Source organism: Acinetobacter sp. A47 (assembly GCF_000805455.1).
Lineage (GTDB): Bacteria > Pseudomonadota > Gammaproteobacteria > Pseudomonadales > Moraxellaceae > Acinetobacter.
Genome location: NZ_JSUS01000001.1, coordinates 505,367 through 520,701 on the forward strand (window position 1 = coordinate 505,367; position 15,335 = coordinate 520,701).

A 15,335-nucleotide genomic window follows, 5' to 3' on the forward strand; every position below is an offset into this window, starting at 1 on the left:
GGCTATACCACCTGATACTGCAAACGAGCGAGAGCTTGAATATCTTGCAATAACTTGCGTTTACTAAAGATCATACTCCACGAGCTGCCGCCGGACTGTTTCCATAAATGGGCCAGCTGCAAGCCTGTAAACAGGCAAGCCCGGATCCGGTTGGTATGATTAATATCTTTAAAGGCTTCCGCATTACCACGGACTAAAATGCGCGGATTAATCTGGCCGGCGGTGTCGACATAGGTTTGTGCAAGGTTGGCAATAATACTTGGGTGTAAATAGTTGTTATCAAAAAAGGAAAGTTGTTTCAGGATTTTCTGTTGGGCTGTTTCAATGATTTTAACGTATTCGGGATTGCCGTAGACTTTCTTTTCCAGCTGTAACAATGCCATTGCATAGGACATTGGCAGTTTGGCTGCCGACATCTTGGGAACCCGTGATTTGGGGGCCGTATTAAAAGGCTGGGTAATGCAGCCTTCCAGTGTTTTTAAGCCAAGCGAAATATCGGCCAGCTGGTTAAAGAAATCGAGTGTTTGTGTGGCATTGTTGGCCGTCGGGCGGATATTCAGACTGGCCTTGATGAGCAGTTCAAAATAAAAGTTACCACTATCGCCAATACTTTGCTGTCCGGCCATCGCTGTCATATGCGTGAGCTGGGTTGCCTGAAAGACTGCTGCCAATGCCAAAGCACGGTTTTGTCTGACATTCAACGCTTGCGTGTGCTGAAAGGGTAACTCGACCATGCTGCGCTTCCAATTTCCTTAAATAAAATCCGGTACAGGTGCATTGGTATGGTGAATGACACCACCGCCCAAGCAAACCTCGCCTGAGTAAAACACCACACTTTGCCCTGGTGTCACAGCGCGTTGTGGCTCATCAAATTCAACACGCACACCATTTTCAGTGTGTTCGTCACGGTAAATGGTACAGCCCTGATCCGGTTGACGATAACGGGTTTTTGCGGTGCAACGGAAACCTGTACCCGGAATATCCTGTTCGCCCGCCACCCAGTCAATTGACTCACTCCAGAGCTGGGTACTTTGCATCAATGGATGTTCATGTCCTTGACCAATGACCAGCCGGTTATTGGCAATATCTTTATGCAGGACAAACCATGCACCTTCTTGTGCATTTTTCATACCACCGATCCCGATGCCACCGCGCTGACCCAGCGTATAGTACATCAAGCCATGATGTTCACCAACTTCTTTGCCTGACTCCAAAACAATTTTTCCGGCTTGTGCTGGCAAATACTGTTTAAGGAAATCGGTAAAGCGGCGCTCACCAATAAAGCAAATACCTGTAGAGTCTTTTTTCTTGGCCGTTGCTAAATCGAGCTGTTCTGCAATACGACGAACTTCCGGTTTTTCGATTTCACCGACAGGGAACAGGGTCTTGTTAATTTCGCGACCATGCACTGCATGTAAGAAATAAGTCTGGTCTTTATTGTTATCGACCCCACGCAGTAAAGGGGCGTAGGTTTCACCACGAGAGTTTTGCATGCTCGCACCACGGCGTGCGTAGTGACCTGTTGCAATGAAATCTGCACCCAGGGTCATGGCATGATCGAGAAAGGCACGGAATTTAATTTCTTTATTACACAGAATATCCGGGTTTGGCGTACGGCCAGCCGCATATTCAGCCAGAAAGTGCTCAAAGACACGATCCCAGTATTCCATCGCAAAGTTGGCGGTATGCAACTTGATGCCGATTTTATCTGCAACGGCCTGAGCATCTGCCAGATCTTCAAGTGCTGTGCAGTATTCCGTACCATCATCTTCTTCCCAGTTTTTCATGAAAAGACCTTCAACCTGATATCCTTGTTGAAGTAACAGTGCGGCAGAAACAGAGGAATCTACACCACCAGACATACCGACGATGACACGTTGTTGCATCTAATTAAGCGTCCAAATGAGAAGTGAATGAGGGAGAAAAAGGGTGCTCATAAATAAGCGATAAAGGATATTTCTTGCCAGCAAGGGCATCTTCAACAGCTTTTAAAACCAGTGGACTGCGCGCCCGTGCAGATTCCTGGAGTTCATCCAGATTCATCCAGACTGCAGCAACAATGCCTGTGTCCAGTTGCGCATTTTCCTCAACTGAGGTCACATGTGCCAGAAAGCAAAAGCGGTAGTAGGTACGATCTGGAAACATCGGCGGGGTATAGGTATAGATCCCAAGCAGGTGATCGATTTCAACGTGATGACCTGTTTCTTCGAAGGTCTCACGGATTGCTGCCTGAACAATGGTTTCGCCACATTCTACATGACCCGCAGGTTGGTTAAACACGGTATGTACAAAGCCTTCACTGTGCTCTTCAACAAACAGAAAACGTCCGTCTTTTTCGACTACAGTGGCGACTGTGACATGAGGTGTCCAAGCGGTCATAGAAAGCACCATGGTTTTAAAAAATGTATTCTACAAAATTTGAGAGTTTTTGGCTACACAGGTGGGCTAATTCACCAAAGTGGAAAAAAATATTTGCTGCTATCAGTGTGTATTTGATGTGTTGAAAATCGAAAAGAATTGCTTCAAAAAAACAGAATATGATAGGGTGTTTTTTGAACACAAGGTAAAAACAATTATTCTAACCAGAAAAATGTAGCCTTGGTCTCGGCTTTTAATGATTCAGAACTAGAACAGAGAATTGATCAGATTCATATACATCACATGGAGTTGAAGTCATATGCAACATATTAAAATTAAACCCGGTGTCGCTTTAGCAGAACAGGCAGAAATTGGTCATAACCGTTGGCATCCGGATATTCCTTTTTTGACTTCGGTAAAACCGGGAGAAGAAATCCTGATTGAAAGTCTGGATTTTTTAGATGCTCAAATCAAAGATACTGATGATGCCTCCGATGTGAAAAATGTGGATCTCACACGAGCCCATCCTTTAACCGGGCCTTTTTATGTTGAAGGCGCTGAACCGGGGGATTTACTGGTAATTGATCTGCTGGATATCCAGCCGATTTCAGCAGTGGGTTTTTCTGGGGTGTTTGCGAAAGAAAATGGTGGTGGTTTTTTAGCAGACTATTTTCCTGAAGCGGACAAGGCAATCTGGGATTTAAAAGGATTGTTTGCAACGTCACGTCATATCCCCGGTGTTCGTATTGCAGGCTTAAAGCATCCGGGTTTGATGGGAACACTTCCTTCACATGAGCTGCTCAAAGAATGGAATCGAAGAGAGGCGTTATTGGTTGCAAAAGGACAGGCTAATCCACCTGATCCAAGAACAGCCGTGTTACGCGGTGTGACTGGCGCCGAGTTTGACCGGATGGCACTTGAGGCCGCCCGCACAGTGCCGCCACGTGAACACGGAGGGAATACCGATATTAAAGATCTGGCGGCAGGCAGTCGTATTTATTTTCCGGTCTATCAGAAGGGCGCTGGCTTCTCGATGGGTGACTTGCACTTTTCACAAGGTGATGGTGAAATCGGTTTTTGCGGTGCCATTGAAATGGATGGGGTAACTCGTGTCGGCTTTGATCTGATCAAAGGCGGTATGCAAAAATATAATATTGATTCACCTGTGTTTGTACCGAGCAATGTCAGACCTAATTATGATCAGTGGTTAACCTTTGAGGGGATTAGCGTTGAAAATGGGGTCAACCATTATCTGGATGCTACTGTTGCCTATCGTCAGGCCTGTTTAAAAGCGATTAAATATCTTGAGAATTTCGGTTTTACCGGATCTCAGGCCTATATGTTACTGACTGCCGCACCTGTTGAAGGGCGTATCGGTGGTATTGTGGATATTCCAAACTGTGCATGTACCATTTCTTTGCCAACGTCTATTTTCGAGAAGAATATTTTGCCGCAGGGTGCCTTAAACGAAAACAAGTTCTGGGGACATCGTTAGTTCTAGGGGAATGCAGAGTTAATCGTTCAATAAGGATTTTAAGATGCCACTATATGATTTTAGATGTGAACATTGTGAAGGGATTTTTGAGAAGAATGTTCCGATGGCCAGTATTGCAAGAGATCATACGTCCTGTCCCTATTGCCAGCACACCATGTTATTAAGGCCAATGATAACGGGACACCAAAAGATAGCGGTCAAAGATAAATGGCGACCGTCATCAAGTGCAGAGCAACTTGCAGGGCCCTTGGTTGAGGGGCCGGGTACCCATAAAAAAAGTGCTCGGACATCTGTGCTGCATAATTGCCGAGGTGTGAATTGCTCTTTATGTGAAGTTTGATACTTACGTTGCTGGCGTTTTAGTCGTTAAGTTGAGTCAGCATTTAATGAGGATTTTATGCTGACTTTAAAAACTAGTTATCTTGATTCAAATAATTATCTTTCACTTTCACATAGTGACGTGCCGAGTAAGGTAAAAATTCCATTTCCTTTTCGGTCAATGCACGCACCTGTTGAACCGGGCTGCCCACATACAGATAACCGCTTTTTAACACTTTACGTGGTGGTACCAGACTCCCGGCACCAATCATTACATCATCTTCAATAATCACGTCATCCAACACCACGGTATTAATTCCGATCAGGACACGATTACCAATGGTGCAGCCATGCAAGGTCACATGATGTCCAACCGTTACATCTTCACCAATCACCAGCGGAGAACCATTCGGTTTAGATTGATTCTTATGGCTGACATGCAACATGCAATGATCCTGTACGTTGCTGTTTTTACCAATCTGAATTGAATTCACATCACCACGAATCACGGCAAAAGGCCAGACCGACACATTTTCAGCGAGTTTGACATCACCTACAACAACCGACATGTCATCGATATAACAGCTTGGATCAACATCAGGTTTCTGGTCGAGATAGGGACGAATGTTCTTTTGCATGGCGGCGTTCGCTTGAAAATTTAGGGCAATTATAAAATAAAAAAGCATTCATACCCAAGCGCATGAATGCTTAATCTACCTATCCTGAAATTTAGAACAAGTTGCTGAAGAACATTTTGATATGGTCAATCATGCGGGCGAAGAAACCGGCTTCTTCAACAGGTTTTAATGCCACTAGCGGTTTCTCTGCAATGACCTTACCATCAAGACTGGCAACCAGTTTACCCACTACCTGACCCTTGGCTAAAGGTGCATTGAGCTTTGGCTGAACAACCAGCTGGGTTTTGATTTTATCGGCCTGACCTTTTGGCATGGTCACGTTAAAGTTTTCGGCCAGCCCGATTTGAACTTCATCTTCTTTACCAAACCAGACTTTTGCTTTTGCAAGAACCTGATTGGCAGGCTGAACATTGGCTGTTTCAAAGTTTGCAAAGCCCCAAGCCAGAAGTGTACGGGTTTGATTGGCACGCTCATTCATGCTTGGTGTGCCAAAGATCACCGAGATCAGGCGCATTGGCCCGCGTTTGCTTGATGTGGTCAGGCAGAAACCGGCTTCATCGGTATGACCTGTCTTTAGGCCATCTACACTTGGATCGGTATAAAGCAGGGCATTACGGTTGCCTTGTTTAATTCCGTTAAAAGTAAACTCTTTTTCTGAATAGATCGGGTAATACTTGGAACTGTCTTTAATGATGTGCTGTGCAAGGATACCCATGTCTTTGGCTGTTGAATAATGACCTTCAGCCGGCATACCGGTCGAGTTGATGAAGTGGGTGTTCACCATTCCGATACGTTTTGCTTCCTGGTTCATCATGTGGGCAAAAGTGCCTTCATTGCCTGCAATATGCTCAGCCATTGCTTTAGACGCATCATTGCCAGACTGGATGATAATGCCCCGTAACATTTCCAGCACGGTTGCCGTGCCATTAAGCGGGACATACATACATGATTCAGAGCTGCTGCCGCGACACCACGCCGATTCATTCATGCGTACCTGTTCGTTTTCAGTCAGCTCACCCTTTAAAAGTTTCTGCTCAATGATGTAGCTTGTCATCATTTTGGTCATTGAAGCAGGGGCCAGTTTTTCATTTTCGTTTTTGGCAGCGAGAATCTGTCCGGTCTCGTAATCCATCAATACATAGGATTTATTATTTAATTCTGGTGGAGCGGATAAGACAGTTGCTGCATATGAAAAGCTTGGCAAAAGTAATAATGCAGCAAGAGCGCTTTTTTGAGTCATTCTAGGTGGTTCCAATATCTTGTATGAAGCAGACGAGCCTAGCATTTTAGGATAAAGCAAAGCCGACTTCTACGGGGGAAATCGGCTTTTTCATACAGTATTGTAACCTGAACCTTAATTGCTCAGTTTATTTCGAATAATAATTACGGACATCATCGCAAATTTGGCGGTTGTCACTATCCGATGCCGCTTTTGCATCACTACGTGCTTCTTTTAAAGCTTCCTGGAAGTCTTTCTCTTTTGCCCGTTTATTTAAGGTGTCTATGGCTTTTGGATCATTATTTAAATAGGCCTTGACCAGATTGTCATAGGCTTTGTTAAATTTTAAATCTTTACCAATCAGGCTCGGACAAATCTCGGAAAGTACGTAGATCGCGGCAAGCTCTTGCTTGGTTACGGTATCAGAGGTTGGGGTTACTTCGATTTTTTCTGCATCAGCCGATTTTTTGTCTGCCGCAAAGGCTGTCGGCGCGAGCGCGCTAGAAGCGATGAGCAATGATAAACCTAGTGTTTTAAAAACATTTTTCTGCATAAGAAATCAATCTCAGAACAAGACTTAAAGAAATTGAATAACTTATAGCATAGAAAGTCGTAAAAAAATGTATGCTTGCTGTAGGAAACGTGAAGAAAATGTGGTTTTGGATGTGTAGTAGACCGAATCTGCTCAGTACCAACAGAAGATAACGCCTAAGGTGAATGACTGTATTGTAGCAGGCATATTTAACAAGCATTTATGAAAATAAATGTACATTCAGGAGCTATTACAGGACTCAGTGAAATTGCTTTGATTGTCAGGAGTTGCCAGAGAAAGGCGCCGTTGAATGTCATACGGAAGGGGAAGCAAATAGCTATCAGTACCTTTAGGGGATGGGACTGGCAAAGATTGTCCGGAAGAGTTTAAACGCCAGAAAAATAGTAACAACACAAGACTGGAATGTAGCAGGTAGTGTGCGGTATTAAACGGATCAGGTTTAAGGCCACACATTTACCTCAGGTGCGTACAATTATGCTTGGAAATTTAATACTTCTTCGCAGACGGCTTTCTGTTCGGCCTTGTCGACCTCGGTCGCTGCTTCACGGGCATCTTTTAACAGGCCTTTAAATTCAGCATCCTGTTGCAAACTTTCAAGTGACGCAGTTTTGTCTGAATAACTGCCGAGGTAGGTGCCGACCATTTTTTTGATATTCTGATCAAATTTCGCATTCTTTCCAATCAGGGCAGGACACATTTCGATCAGGACTTGCGCGTTGGCAATATCATCTTTGATTAATGCATCTGCTTCTTTGACTGAAACCGTCTCATCTGCAAATACAGCAGATGCTGTAAATAGCGTGAAACTTACCCCAAAAACTTTAATAAAATTAGATAAATGTCTCATGTTTACGTAAATTTTTAATACTAGGAAGCCATAAATATATATAATTCAAAGAATAATTCAATTGAAAAAACTGCTTAGTAAATAGTGTAGAGACTGGATTTTTGTGAATATTCTCATAGCAAACGATGATGGTGTGTTCGCACCTGGGTTACAAGCTTTGGCACATGCGTTAAAACCTTTGGGGCGTGTCGTGGTTGTTGCACCCGAAAGCGAACGTAGTGGTTATTCAAGTGCCTTAACACTGGATCGCCCTTTGCGTCCTGTTCAAATATCGAAAGATGTCTGGGCGGTCAATGGCACTCCGGCAGACTGTGTTTATCTGTCGATGAACGGGCTATTCGATTTTGAGTTTGATCTGGTGGTTAGCGGAATCAATAGCGGGGCAAACCTGGGAGATGATGTTCTATACTCAGGCACAGTCGGTGCGGCTTTTGAAGGCCGGTTGATGAAACATCCGGCGATTGCCGTATCATTGGCCGGTGCCAATGTGCGTGCTTATGAACAACCTGAACATTATGCCAAGGCAGCGCAATGGGTACATGATTTCATTGCCAGAGGCTTGCCGGTATTACCGCCACGACATATTTTCAATATTAATATTCCGGACGTCGAGCATATCCAGGGTACCCAAATCACCTATCAGGGACGCCGTGGGCAGTCTAAGCCGATCAGCAGCCATGTCGATCCGCGTGGGCGTCAGGTGTACTGGATTGGGCTGGCCGGTGAGGCTGTTACCGACCCGCAACCTGTGTCCAGTGATATCCAGTCTGATTTTTTTGCGGTGTCAAACGGTTATGTCAGTATTACCCCGATCCAGATGGATGCCACCAACTACACGGTACTGGAAAATTTGCATCAGCATGTAAATGGTTAATGGTGTGTATGTTATAACTTTGTGAATAAAGAAAGTGAGCACTCGTTTTTTCTCACTTTTTTGATACTCTTAGCGCCAATAAATTAAGGTTTTTTCGATGAGGGCGAAGATGCACTTAAACCATGTCTCGTTTTTTCTATCACAGAAAATGATTAAAACAATCGTTTTGTCTATGGCGGTTGCGACAGTGGCAGTTATGACAGGGTGTGCATCAAAACCGCAAGTCAATGGTGGAGTACGCCATACTTTGCCTGCACCAAACTACTATACGGTGCGTTCAGGTGATACATTAAGTGGAATTTCAAATCGTTATGGCCTGAATTATCTTGATGTTGCTGCATTGAACGATATTGCGCCGCCTTATCGAATTTATGTTAACCAGTCATTACGTTTAAAAGGCTCTGCATCACAGCGTACAACTTCTACTCAGGCAATGGCACAAACGGCGCCAATTCAACGCCAGAGTATTAATCTGCCGACCCAGCAACCTGTAACACCAAAACCGGTTGTACCACGCCCTGTGGTGCCATCGGTGCCTGTCAATCCGTCTTCTTCTACCATTGCATCTAGCCTGCGTTGGGTAAAACCATCCAATGGTGCCGTGATTCAGACTTTTAACCTGGCGAGTAATGTCAAAGGTACCCGCTATGGTGGCAATGAAGGCGATCCGGTTTTCGCGGCTGCCAATGGCCAGGTGGTCTATGCAGCAGATGGCTTGAAAGAATATGGAAATCTGGTTTTGATCAAGCATATTGATGGTTATATTACCGCTTATGCGCATAACAGCAGAATGCTGGTGAAGAGTGGTGATAACGTGACTGCAGGACAAAAAATTGCAGAAATGGGGTCTTCCGGTGCTTCACGTGTGATGCTGGAATTCCAGGTTCGTTTAGATGGAAAACCTGTGAATCCAAGCACAGTTTTACCAAATTAACTAAAGATTATTAATAAACTTTCAATAATTTATTAATAATCCCCCTAGTGTAGAAATAGACTTCCTTGTATACTCGATTTGATTGCTTTCATTAGAACAATAAGCATATTAATAAATTAAGTTAAGAGGGAAGTCTATGCTAGATCAATTGCGTGCAATGGGGGTCTTTGCCTGTGTTGTTGAAAAAAGTTCTTTTAGCGGCGCAGCAAGAGACTTGGGAATTACAACCAGCGCGGTTAGTCAACAGATCCGTTCTTTAGAACAAGAAATGGATGTCACCTTACTTCATCGTTCAACACGTAAACTGAGTCTGACTGAGGCCGGGCAGGCATTTTTTCTCAGCTGTCAGGAAATGCTGGCTGCAGCCGAGCGTGGTAAAATCCGGATCAATGAATTGCGTGATGATCTGGTCGGCGATTTGCGGATTGCGACAACGCCTGAACTGGGAGCGTTGCATGTGATTCCTGCATTGTCACACTGGATGTCTGCCCATAAGGGACTGGCGATTCATTTTGAAGCAGATCACCGTTATATTGACCTGATTGAAGAGCGGATTGATATCGCTGTCCGGATGAGCTTAAAAATGGATGATCATCAATTATGTGCCGTACCTTTGGCGCGTGTTGATCAGGTACTGGTGGCTTCTCCAAGTTATCTGAATCAGGCCCAACCGATTACCCGCCCTGAAGATTTGCGTCATCATGAGTTACTCCCGGTTACCTTGATGCAGAATTATCAACACTTTGCTTTCCGTCATGGCGTTAGCGGTGAAGTTGTAAATGTAGATATGAAAACCCGTCTGAGTAGCAATAATGTCTTTGTGGCAAAAGCGCTCTGTCAGCAGGGACACGGAATTGCCCGCATTCTATATATGGATATACAAAAAGAACTGGTCAATGGTTCGCTGGTTGAGGTTTTGCCAGACTGGCAATTGCCTGCCTACACTTTACATGCCTTAACTTCCAAGCGTGAACAATATCCAATGAAGGTTCATCGTTGTATTGATGCACTCAAGCAATATTTTGCCCAGTTGCCTGGTGGACGTTCCTTGCAAGGGGTAGCTTAAACAAAAAAGGCCATGTTTTAAGAAACATGGCCTTTTGCCTTATTTAGATTTCTTTTTCTGTTTTGGTGTGAGCGCTTTTGCCTCAACCGTATTGTCTTCCTCGGTTTTTACCTTGACCTCAAGGTCATCTTTCTTGGTTTTTTTACGCTTTTTCTTTTTCTTCGGTTCATCCTCTTCAACTGCTTCACCATCTTCAATCGCCTGCCAGTATTCTAGCTGTTCCATAACAGCGGCATAAATCGAATTTTTGGTATAGCGGCCTTTTTTATCCAGGGTGCCAACCGGGCGTGCCATCAGGATTTCTAAAGCCTGATCAATCGTATCAATCGCATGTACATGGAACAGACCGGCTTGTACGGCTTCAATGACGTCCTGACGTAACATCAGGTGCTGCATGTTCTGACGCGGGATGATCACGCCCTGTTTGCCAGTCAGGCCCTGCAGTTTGCAGGCATCATAGAAACCTTCAATTTTGGCATTGACACCACCAATTGGCTGCACCTGACCCAGCTGGTTCATTGAGCCGGTAATGGCCCATGACTGGTCAATCGGGATCTGGCAAATGGCCGAGATCAGTGCCGAAAGTTCGGCAACGGTCGCACTGTCACCATCAACCTGTCCATAGCTTTGTTCAAAGGCCAAAGCTGCAGAGAAGTGCAGGATCTGTTCACGACCAAAGTGTGCTTTGAGAAAACTCGACATGAGTAGCACACCTTTGGCATGCAGGGAACCACCGAGTTCAACGCTACGTTCAATATCAAGAATATCCCCGCCACCTTGATATACGGATGCGGTCAGGCGAGAAGGCAGACCAAACTCCACATCTGCATAATGGATCACGGAAAGGGCATTGATCTGACCGAGGCGATGACCTGAGGTCTCGATGAGCTGCGTACCCCGGGACAGGTCTTGCCAGTACAGTTCACGTAAATAGCCTAAGCGGTATTGACGGTGATGCAGGGCCTGATTGACATGCTCTTCAGTGACGATCTTGTCACCTGCTTTAAATGCATGATGATGTGCTTCGCGAATGAGGTCACCCAGTGTGGATGCATGCAGAGATAACGAACTTTGGTCTTCGGCCTGACGGCTTGAATCTGTCAATAACGCTGCCAGTGCTGTACGGTCGAAAGGCAAGAGCTTGTCTGCCTGAACATAATCTGCAATCAGCTGCATATAGGCCTGCTCATTGCTGTCATTACGTTGTAATGTATCTGTAAAGTCGGCACGGATTTTAAAAACACTGCCCAGTTCCGGTTCGACTTCCAGAATTTCATAATAAATTTCCGGCTCTGCCAGTAAAACGACTTTAATATCAAGCGGTACTGATGCGGGCTCAATGGAAATGCTACCGGTCAGAGTCAACATGTGCTCTAAAGATGATAGCTTGAGTTGCCCCGATTTTAATGCCCGTTTTAACCCTTGCCATGCATAAGGCTGTTCAAGCAGCTGTTCAGCTTCCAGCATCAGAAAGCCACCATTGGCCTGATGTAATGATCCTGGACGAATCAGGGTAAAGTCAGTGGTAATGGTGCCGTTATGTGTGAGCTGTTCAACATGGCCTAACAGGTTGTAGTGGGTCGGAAAGTCTTCAAAAATGACCGGTGCACCACTATTTGGCTTGTTGGATACAATCACATTGGCCTGATAGCGTGACGGAACACGGTTGAAGAGTGCAGGAGTAAAGTCATCTTCTTCCTGTTCCAGAATCAGCTCGACATTGTCAATAATATCTTCTGCATAATGCTTTAAATATACATCAAGGCCTTGTACGTCCTTATATTTGTTCAGGATTGACTCGACCCGGGGAGTGACCACCTGTGTTGCGATATCACGATTCAGACTAGAGACCTGATCACGTGCATCATCTTCAAGATCACCAAGATGTAAGCCGAGGCGCTCCAGTTTTTTCTCCATATAGCGGATATTTGACGAGATTTCAGCACGCTCCTTGCTGCTGAGCGTATTCAGTTCATTCTGGGTCAGCTCATGATATTCATCATCCTTAAGCTGCATTGGAATAAACACATGTTTGTCATTACGTGAAATCAGTTTTAAATCGAGTTCTTCACCTTCTTTGGTTAGCTCGACCAGCGCCTGTTGCTGTACATTTCCGGTATCTTGACGGATACGCTCGATGCGGTTGTGATAACTTTCGGCACTAAAACGGCGCTCTAGCTGTTTAAGGATAATCTGCCAGGCCTGTTGTAGCACATTCTGGAACTTGGCGCCTTGTCCTGCCGGAAAGCGTAAAGCAATCGGTTGTCTCGGGTTTTTAAAATTATTGACATATACCCAGTCATCCGGAGTCTGCATGTTCTTGGCATGTTGCTGTAGCAGACGCTTGATCATGGTGCGCTTACCCAGCCCCGCTGTGCCGACGGCAAAAATATTATAGCCGGAATAGGGCAAGGCAATACCGGCTTCAACCGAGGCGCGTGCGCGGTCTTGCCCCAGAAAGTTGTTGAGTGGTTTAATACGTTTGGTTGAGCTTGGTATTTCTGCCAGATCTGGAATATGGGTAAGTTGGTCTGCACGTAGTGCCGTTTTTATCAGTGTTGGTTGTATATCCGTCTGTTCAAAAGCGCTTGGAAAGGAATTGATCTTCGCTGTAATTGTGTTTGTTGGTGTTAAAGATAAAGTTGTTGCAGTCATTTGATCAAGTTTTTGGGTCACTGTTGCTATCCAACACATAAACGTAAGTTGAGTAATTAAAGGTATACAGTTTTAGACCTAAAGATCAAGCGAACTTGTGTTTTTTATCGACAAAACAAAACAATGATTGCATAAAGCAACTTGCAAGCCAGGGCAAGAAACGATTGAATAAGCACACTTAATAGATTATTGGAAAATAATAACCAATGACAACGCAAGCCACCGGGTGGGCATCGGCATTTAAAGCCTTTTTAGATCGCCGTGCCCTGATTATGTTATTTCTTGGTTTCTCTGCGGGGATACCGATTTTATTGATTTTTTCTAGCCTGTCTTTGTGGCTTGGTGAAGCCGGTATTGATAAAAGTGCCGTGACCTTTTTTAGCTGGGCTGCTTTGGGCTACTCCTTTAAGTTTGTTTGGGCGCCTTTAATTGATGAATTGCCTGTCCCGTTCCTGACCAGAAGTCTGGGGCGCCGCCGTGCCTGGTTATTGATTGCCCAAAGCCTGATTATCTGTGCAATCTGTATCATGGCTTTTTCTGATCCTGCCCTTGGAAAAAGCTACCTGATTCAAATGGCTGTAGGGGCGGTGTTACTGGGGTTTTCTGCAGCAACACAGGATATTGTCATTGATGCATACCGGATTGAGCTGGCTGAAACCGAAATGCAGACAGTTCTGGCATCTACTTACAATGCCGGTTACCGGATCGGGATGATCGTTGCGGGAGCTGGTGCCCTGTTTCTGGCGGCTTATCTTGGCACGGCCAAAGGCAACTATATTTATGAGGCTTGGAAATATACCTATTTAACCATGGCTGCGGTCATGGCGGTGGGTATCATAACGACGCTATGTGTGCGTGAGCCACAGGTCAGTCGTGTCCATAAACACTACAAATCTACAGATTATTATCGTCTGGTTCTGGTCTTTTTTATTGCAGTCGCTACCTTTGTGGTGAGCTATGTCTACTCGGGCAATGTGACTGAGGCTATTGCAAAATCGGCAGGCATTAAAGATACGGCTACCTTGTTTGGTCTGGAAGCACTCCGCTTTTTAACCGCTACCGCCACTGCATTGCTGATCGGTTCCGGGCTGGTCAAAATAGGTGTGGTAAACCAGCAGATGGCAAAAGAAACTTGGGTCGCGCCTATTCTGGATTTCTTTAAACGCTATGGCGTAAAGCTGGCACTGGTACTGTTGCTGCTGATTGGCTTTTACCGCATCTCCGACATTATTGCAGGAGTGATTTCCAATGTGTTCTATCAGGACCTGAACTTTAGTAAAGAGCAGATCGCGGAAGCGGTGAAAATCTATGGCGTTCTATTTAGCCTGATTGGTGGTTTTCTGGGTGGCCTATTGGCACAACGCATGAACATTATGAAACTGATGTTTGTGGGGGCCGTGCTGGCAAGTTCGACCAATTTGATTTTTATTGGTCTGGTAAAATCAGGAAAGCCGCTGGATCAGGTTGAAGTGCAGGTGGGCGACCAGCATTATCGGGTACAAGCTGATGAGGTGGGTTACTGGAAGCTAGAAGTGCCAAACGAGACCTTGTTAAGTGCCCAGAAGATTCAGGTCAGTACGCAATACCAGCAACAGGCTGAGAGCAAAATTCAGCTTGAGCTTCCTTATCTAATCACTGCGCAGCAGCCGCAAATCCAGTTATTGCCGATTAGTAATGATGACCAGTTAACGCCAAAAGAGTTGAAGCAGAGTCTGGTGATCAAGGGGCAACTGGCAGGGATCAAGGCTGAAGACTTAAATGCAGAACGTCCGGTTATTTTAAAACTGGATGAACAGGAATTTGTTGCCAAGCTAGACTCAAATGGGTTATTTACAGGAGCAGTGGATGGCAAGCTTTTGCAAAGCTCTGCGAGCAAGACCATTACCGCCTTGGCCAATTTGAAAAATGACACAGGCCAGCAATTGCTGGCAGCACGACAATATCGTATCAATACCGGCCCACAGGCTGATGCGCTAGATATCGACATTCAGCCTGTGGCGGTGATTGATCCTGGGCAGGCTGGAACTGTTGAACTCTCCGGTAAAGTGATTAAGAGCTATAGTTCTTTATGGTTGTATCTGGCCATTATTATCGACAATTTAGCCTCAGGTCTGGCGGGCGCTGCATTTATCGCCTTCCTGTCTAGCCTGACTAGCGTATCATTTACAGCAGTTCAATATGCGATTTTCAGTTCTCTGATGACCCTCACGCCTAAATTGCTAGGGGGCTATTCAGGCACAATTGTCAGCAATATTGGCTATCCGAATTTCTTTTTAATGACGACTTTAATTGGTATCCCAATTTTAGTTCTTGTGGTTTGGGTTGCGAAACTTTTACGTGACCATGAAAACCAGACAACACAGCAGAAAGGTGAATAA

14 protein-coding genes are annotated in these 15,335 nt (G+C 45.0%); 6 read left to right on the forward strand and 8 right to left on the reverse strand.

Annotated features, from left to right (window positions below; genetic code table 11):
- Positions 1-2 precede the first annotated feature (2 nt).
- Genes hflD through OC23_RS02445 form a run of 3 tightly spaced genes read right to left on the reverse strand, consistent with a single transcriptional unit; the run spans position 3 to position 2,379 of the window.
- Positions 3-734: a high frequency lysogenization protein HflD gene (gene hflD, locus OC23_RS02435; protein ID WP_038342493.1), complete on the reverse strand. Its 732-nt coding sequence runs from the start codon at positions 732-734 to the stop codon at positions 3-5.
- A gap of 18 nt (positions 735-752) precedes the next feature.
- Positions 753-1,886 carry a tRNA 2-thiouridine(34) synthase MnmA gene (mnmA, locus tag OC23_RS02440; RefSeq protein ID WP_038342494.1) on the reverse strand — a complete coding sequence of 378 codons (1,134 nt, stop codon included), beginning with the start codon at positions 1,884-1,886 and terminating at the stop codon, positions 753-755.
- Between the two features lie 4 nt (positions 1,887-1,890).
- Positions 1,891-2,379 carry an NUDIX hydrolase gene (locus OC23_RS02445; RefSeq protein ID WP_038342495.1) on the reverse strand — a complete coding sequence of 163 codons (489 nt, stop codon included), beginning with the start codon at positions 2,377-2,379 and terminating at the stop codon, positions 1,891-1,893.
- A 298-nt stretch (positions 2,380-2,677) separates the two neighbouring features.
- On the opposite strand from OC23_RS02445, the gene fmdA reads away from it, so the two are divergent.
- The gene (fmdA, locus tag OC23_RS02450) at positions 2,678-3,853 is read left to right on the forward strand and encodes a formamidase (protein WP_038342497.1); all 1,176 of its coding nucleotides are present in this window, start codon (positions 2,678-2,680) and stop codon (positions 3,851-3,853) included.
- 43 nt (positions 3,854-3,896) lie between these two features.
- Complete coding sequence (locus OC23_RS18650) at positions 3,897-4,193, forward strand: FmdB family zinc ribbon protein (protein ID WP_081407285.1); 297 nt, start codon at positions 3,897-3,899, stop codon at positions 4,191-4,193.
- A 73-nt stretch (positions 4,194-4,266) separates the two neighbouring features.
- Here the strand turns inward: OC23_RS18650 and OC23_RS02455 are convergent, their stop codons facing one another.
- The 4 genes from OC23_RS02455 to OC23_RS02470 all read right to left on the reverse strand — a co-directional run bounded on the left by OC23_RS02455 (position 4,267) and on the right by OC23_RS02470 (position 7,428).
- Positions 4,267-4,809 (reverse strand): gamma carbonic anhydrase family protein, encoded by a 543-nt coding sequence (locus OC23_RS02455; protein ID WP_038342611.1) that lies wholly within the window; start codon positions 4,807-4,809, stop codon positions 4,267-4,269.
- Positions 4,810-4,900: 91 nt separating this feature from the next.
- A complete protein-coding gene (dacC, locus tag OC23_RS02460) occupies positions 4,901-6,049 on the reverse strand; it encodes a D-alanyl-D-alanine carboxypeptidase PBP5/6 (RefSeq protein ID WP_038342498.1) in 1,149 nt (382 codons plus the stop codon).
- Positions 6,050-6,176: 127 nt separating this feature from the next.
- Positions 6,177-6,581 carry an MCR_0457 family protein gene (locus OC23_RS02465; RefSeq protein WP_038342500.1) on the reverse strand — a complete coding sequence of 135 codons (405 nt, stop codon included), beginning with the start codon at positions 6,579-6,581 and terminating at the stop codon, positions 6,177-6,179.
- Between the two features lie 472 nt (positions 6,582-7,053).
- The gene (locus tag OC23_RS02470) at positions 7,054-7,428 is read right to left on the reverse strand and encodes an MCR_0457 family protein (RefSeq protein WP_038342501.1); all 375 of its coding nucleotides are present in this window, start codon (positions 7,426-7,428) and stop codon (positions 7,054-7,056) included.
- 103 nt (positions 7,429-7,531) lie between these two features.
- Here OC23_RS02470 and surE point away from each other — a divergent pair, with 103 nt between their 5' ends.
- From surE to OC23_RS02485, 3 genes are all read left to right on the forward strand, one after another.
- Complete coding sequence (gene surE / locus OC23_RS02475; RefSeq protein WP_038342504.1) at positions 7,532-8,302, forward strand: 5'/3'-nucleotidase SurE; 771 nt, start codon at positions 7,532-7,534, stop codon at positions 8,300-8,302.
- 109 nt (positions 8,303-8,411) lie between these two features.
- Positions 8,412-9,236 carry a peptidoglycan DD-metalloendopeptidase family protein gene (locus OC23_RS02480; protein ID WP_038342506.1) on the forward strand — a complete coding sequence of 275 codons (825 nt, stop codon included), beginning with the start codon at positions 8,412-8,414 and terminating at the stop codon, positions 9,234-9,236.
- Positions 9,237-9,372: 136 nt separating this feature from the next.
- Positions 9,373-10,302, forward strand: a complete 930-nt coding sequence (locus OC23_RS02485; protein WP_038342507.1) for a LysR family transcriptional regulator — start codon at positions 9,373-9,375, stop codon at positions 10,300-10,302.
- A 39-nt stretch (positions 10,303-10,341) separates the two neighbouring features.
- On the opposite strand, the gene OC23_RS02490 is transcribed toward OC23_RS02485, so the two are convergent.
- On the reverse strand, positions 10,342-12,978 hold the full coding sequence (locus tag OC23_RS02490) for a Lon protease family protein (protein ID WP_038342509.1): 2,637 nt from the start codon (positions 12,976-12,978) through the stop codon (positions 10,342-10,344).
- A gap of 185 nt (positions 12,979-13,163) precedes the next feature.
- Between OC23_RS02490 and OC23_RS02495 the strand changes: the two genes are divergently transcribed.
- On the forward strand, positions 13,164-15,335 hold the full coding sequence (locus OC23_RS02495; RefSeq protein WP_038342510.1) for an AmpG family muropeptide MFS transporter: 2,172 nt from the start codon (positions 13,164-13,166) through the stop codon (positions 15,333-15,335).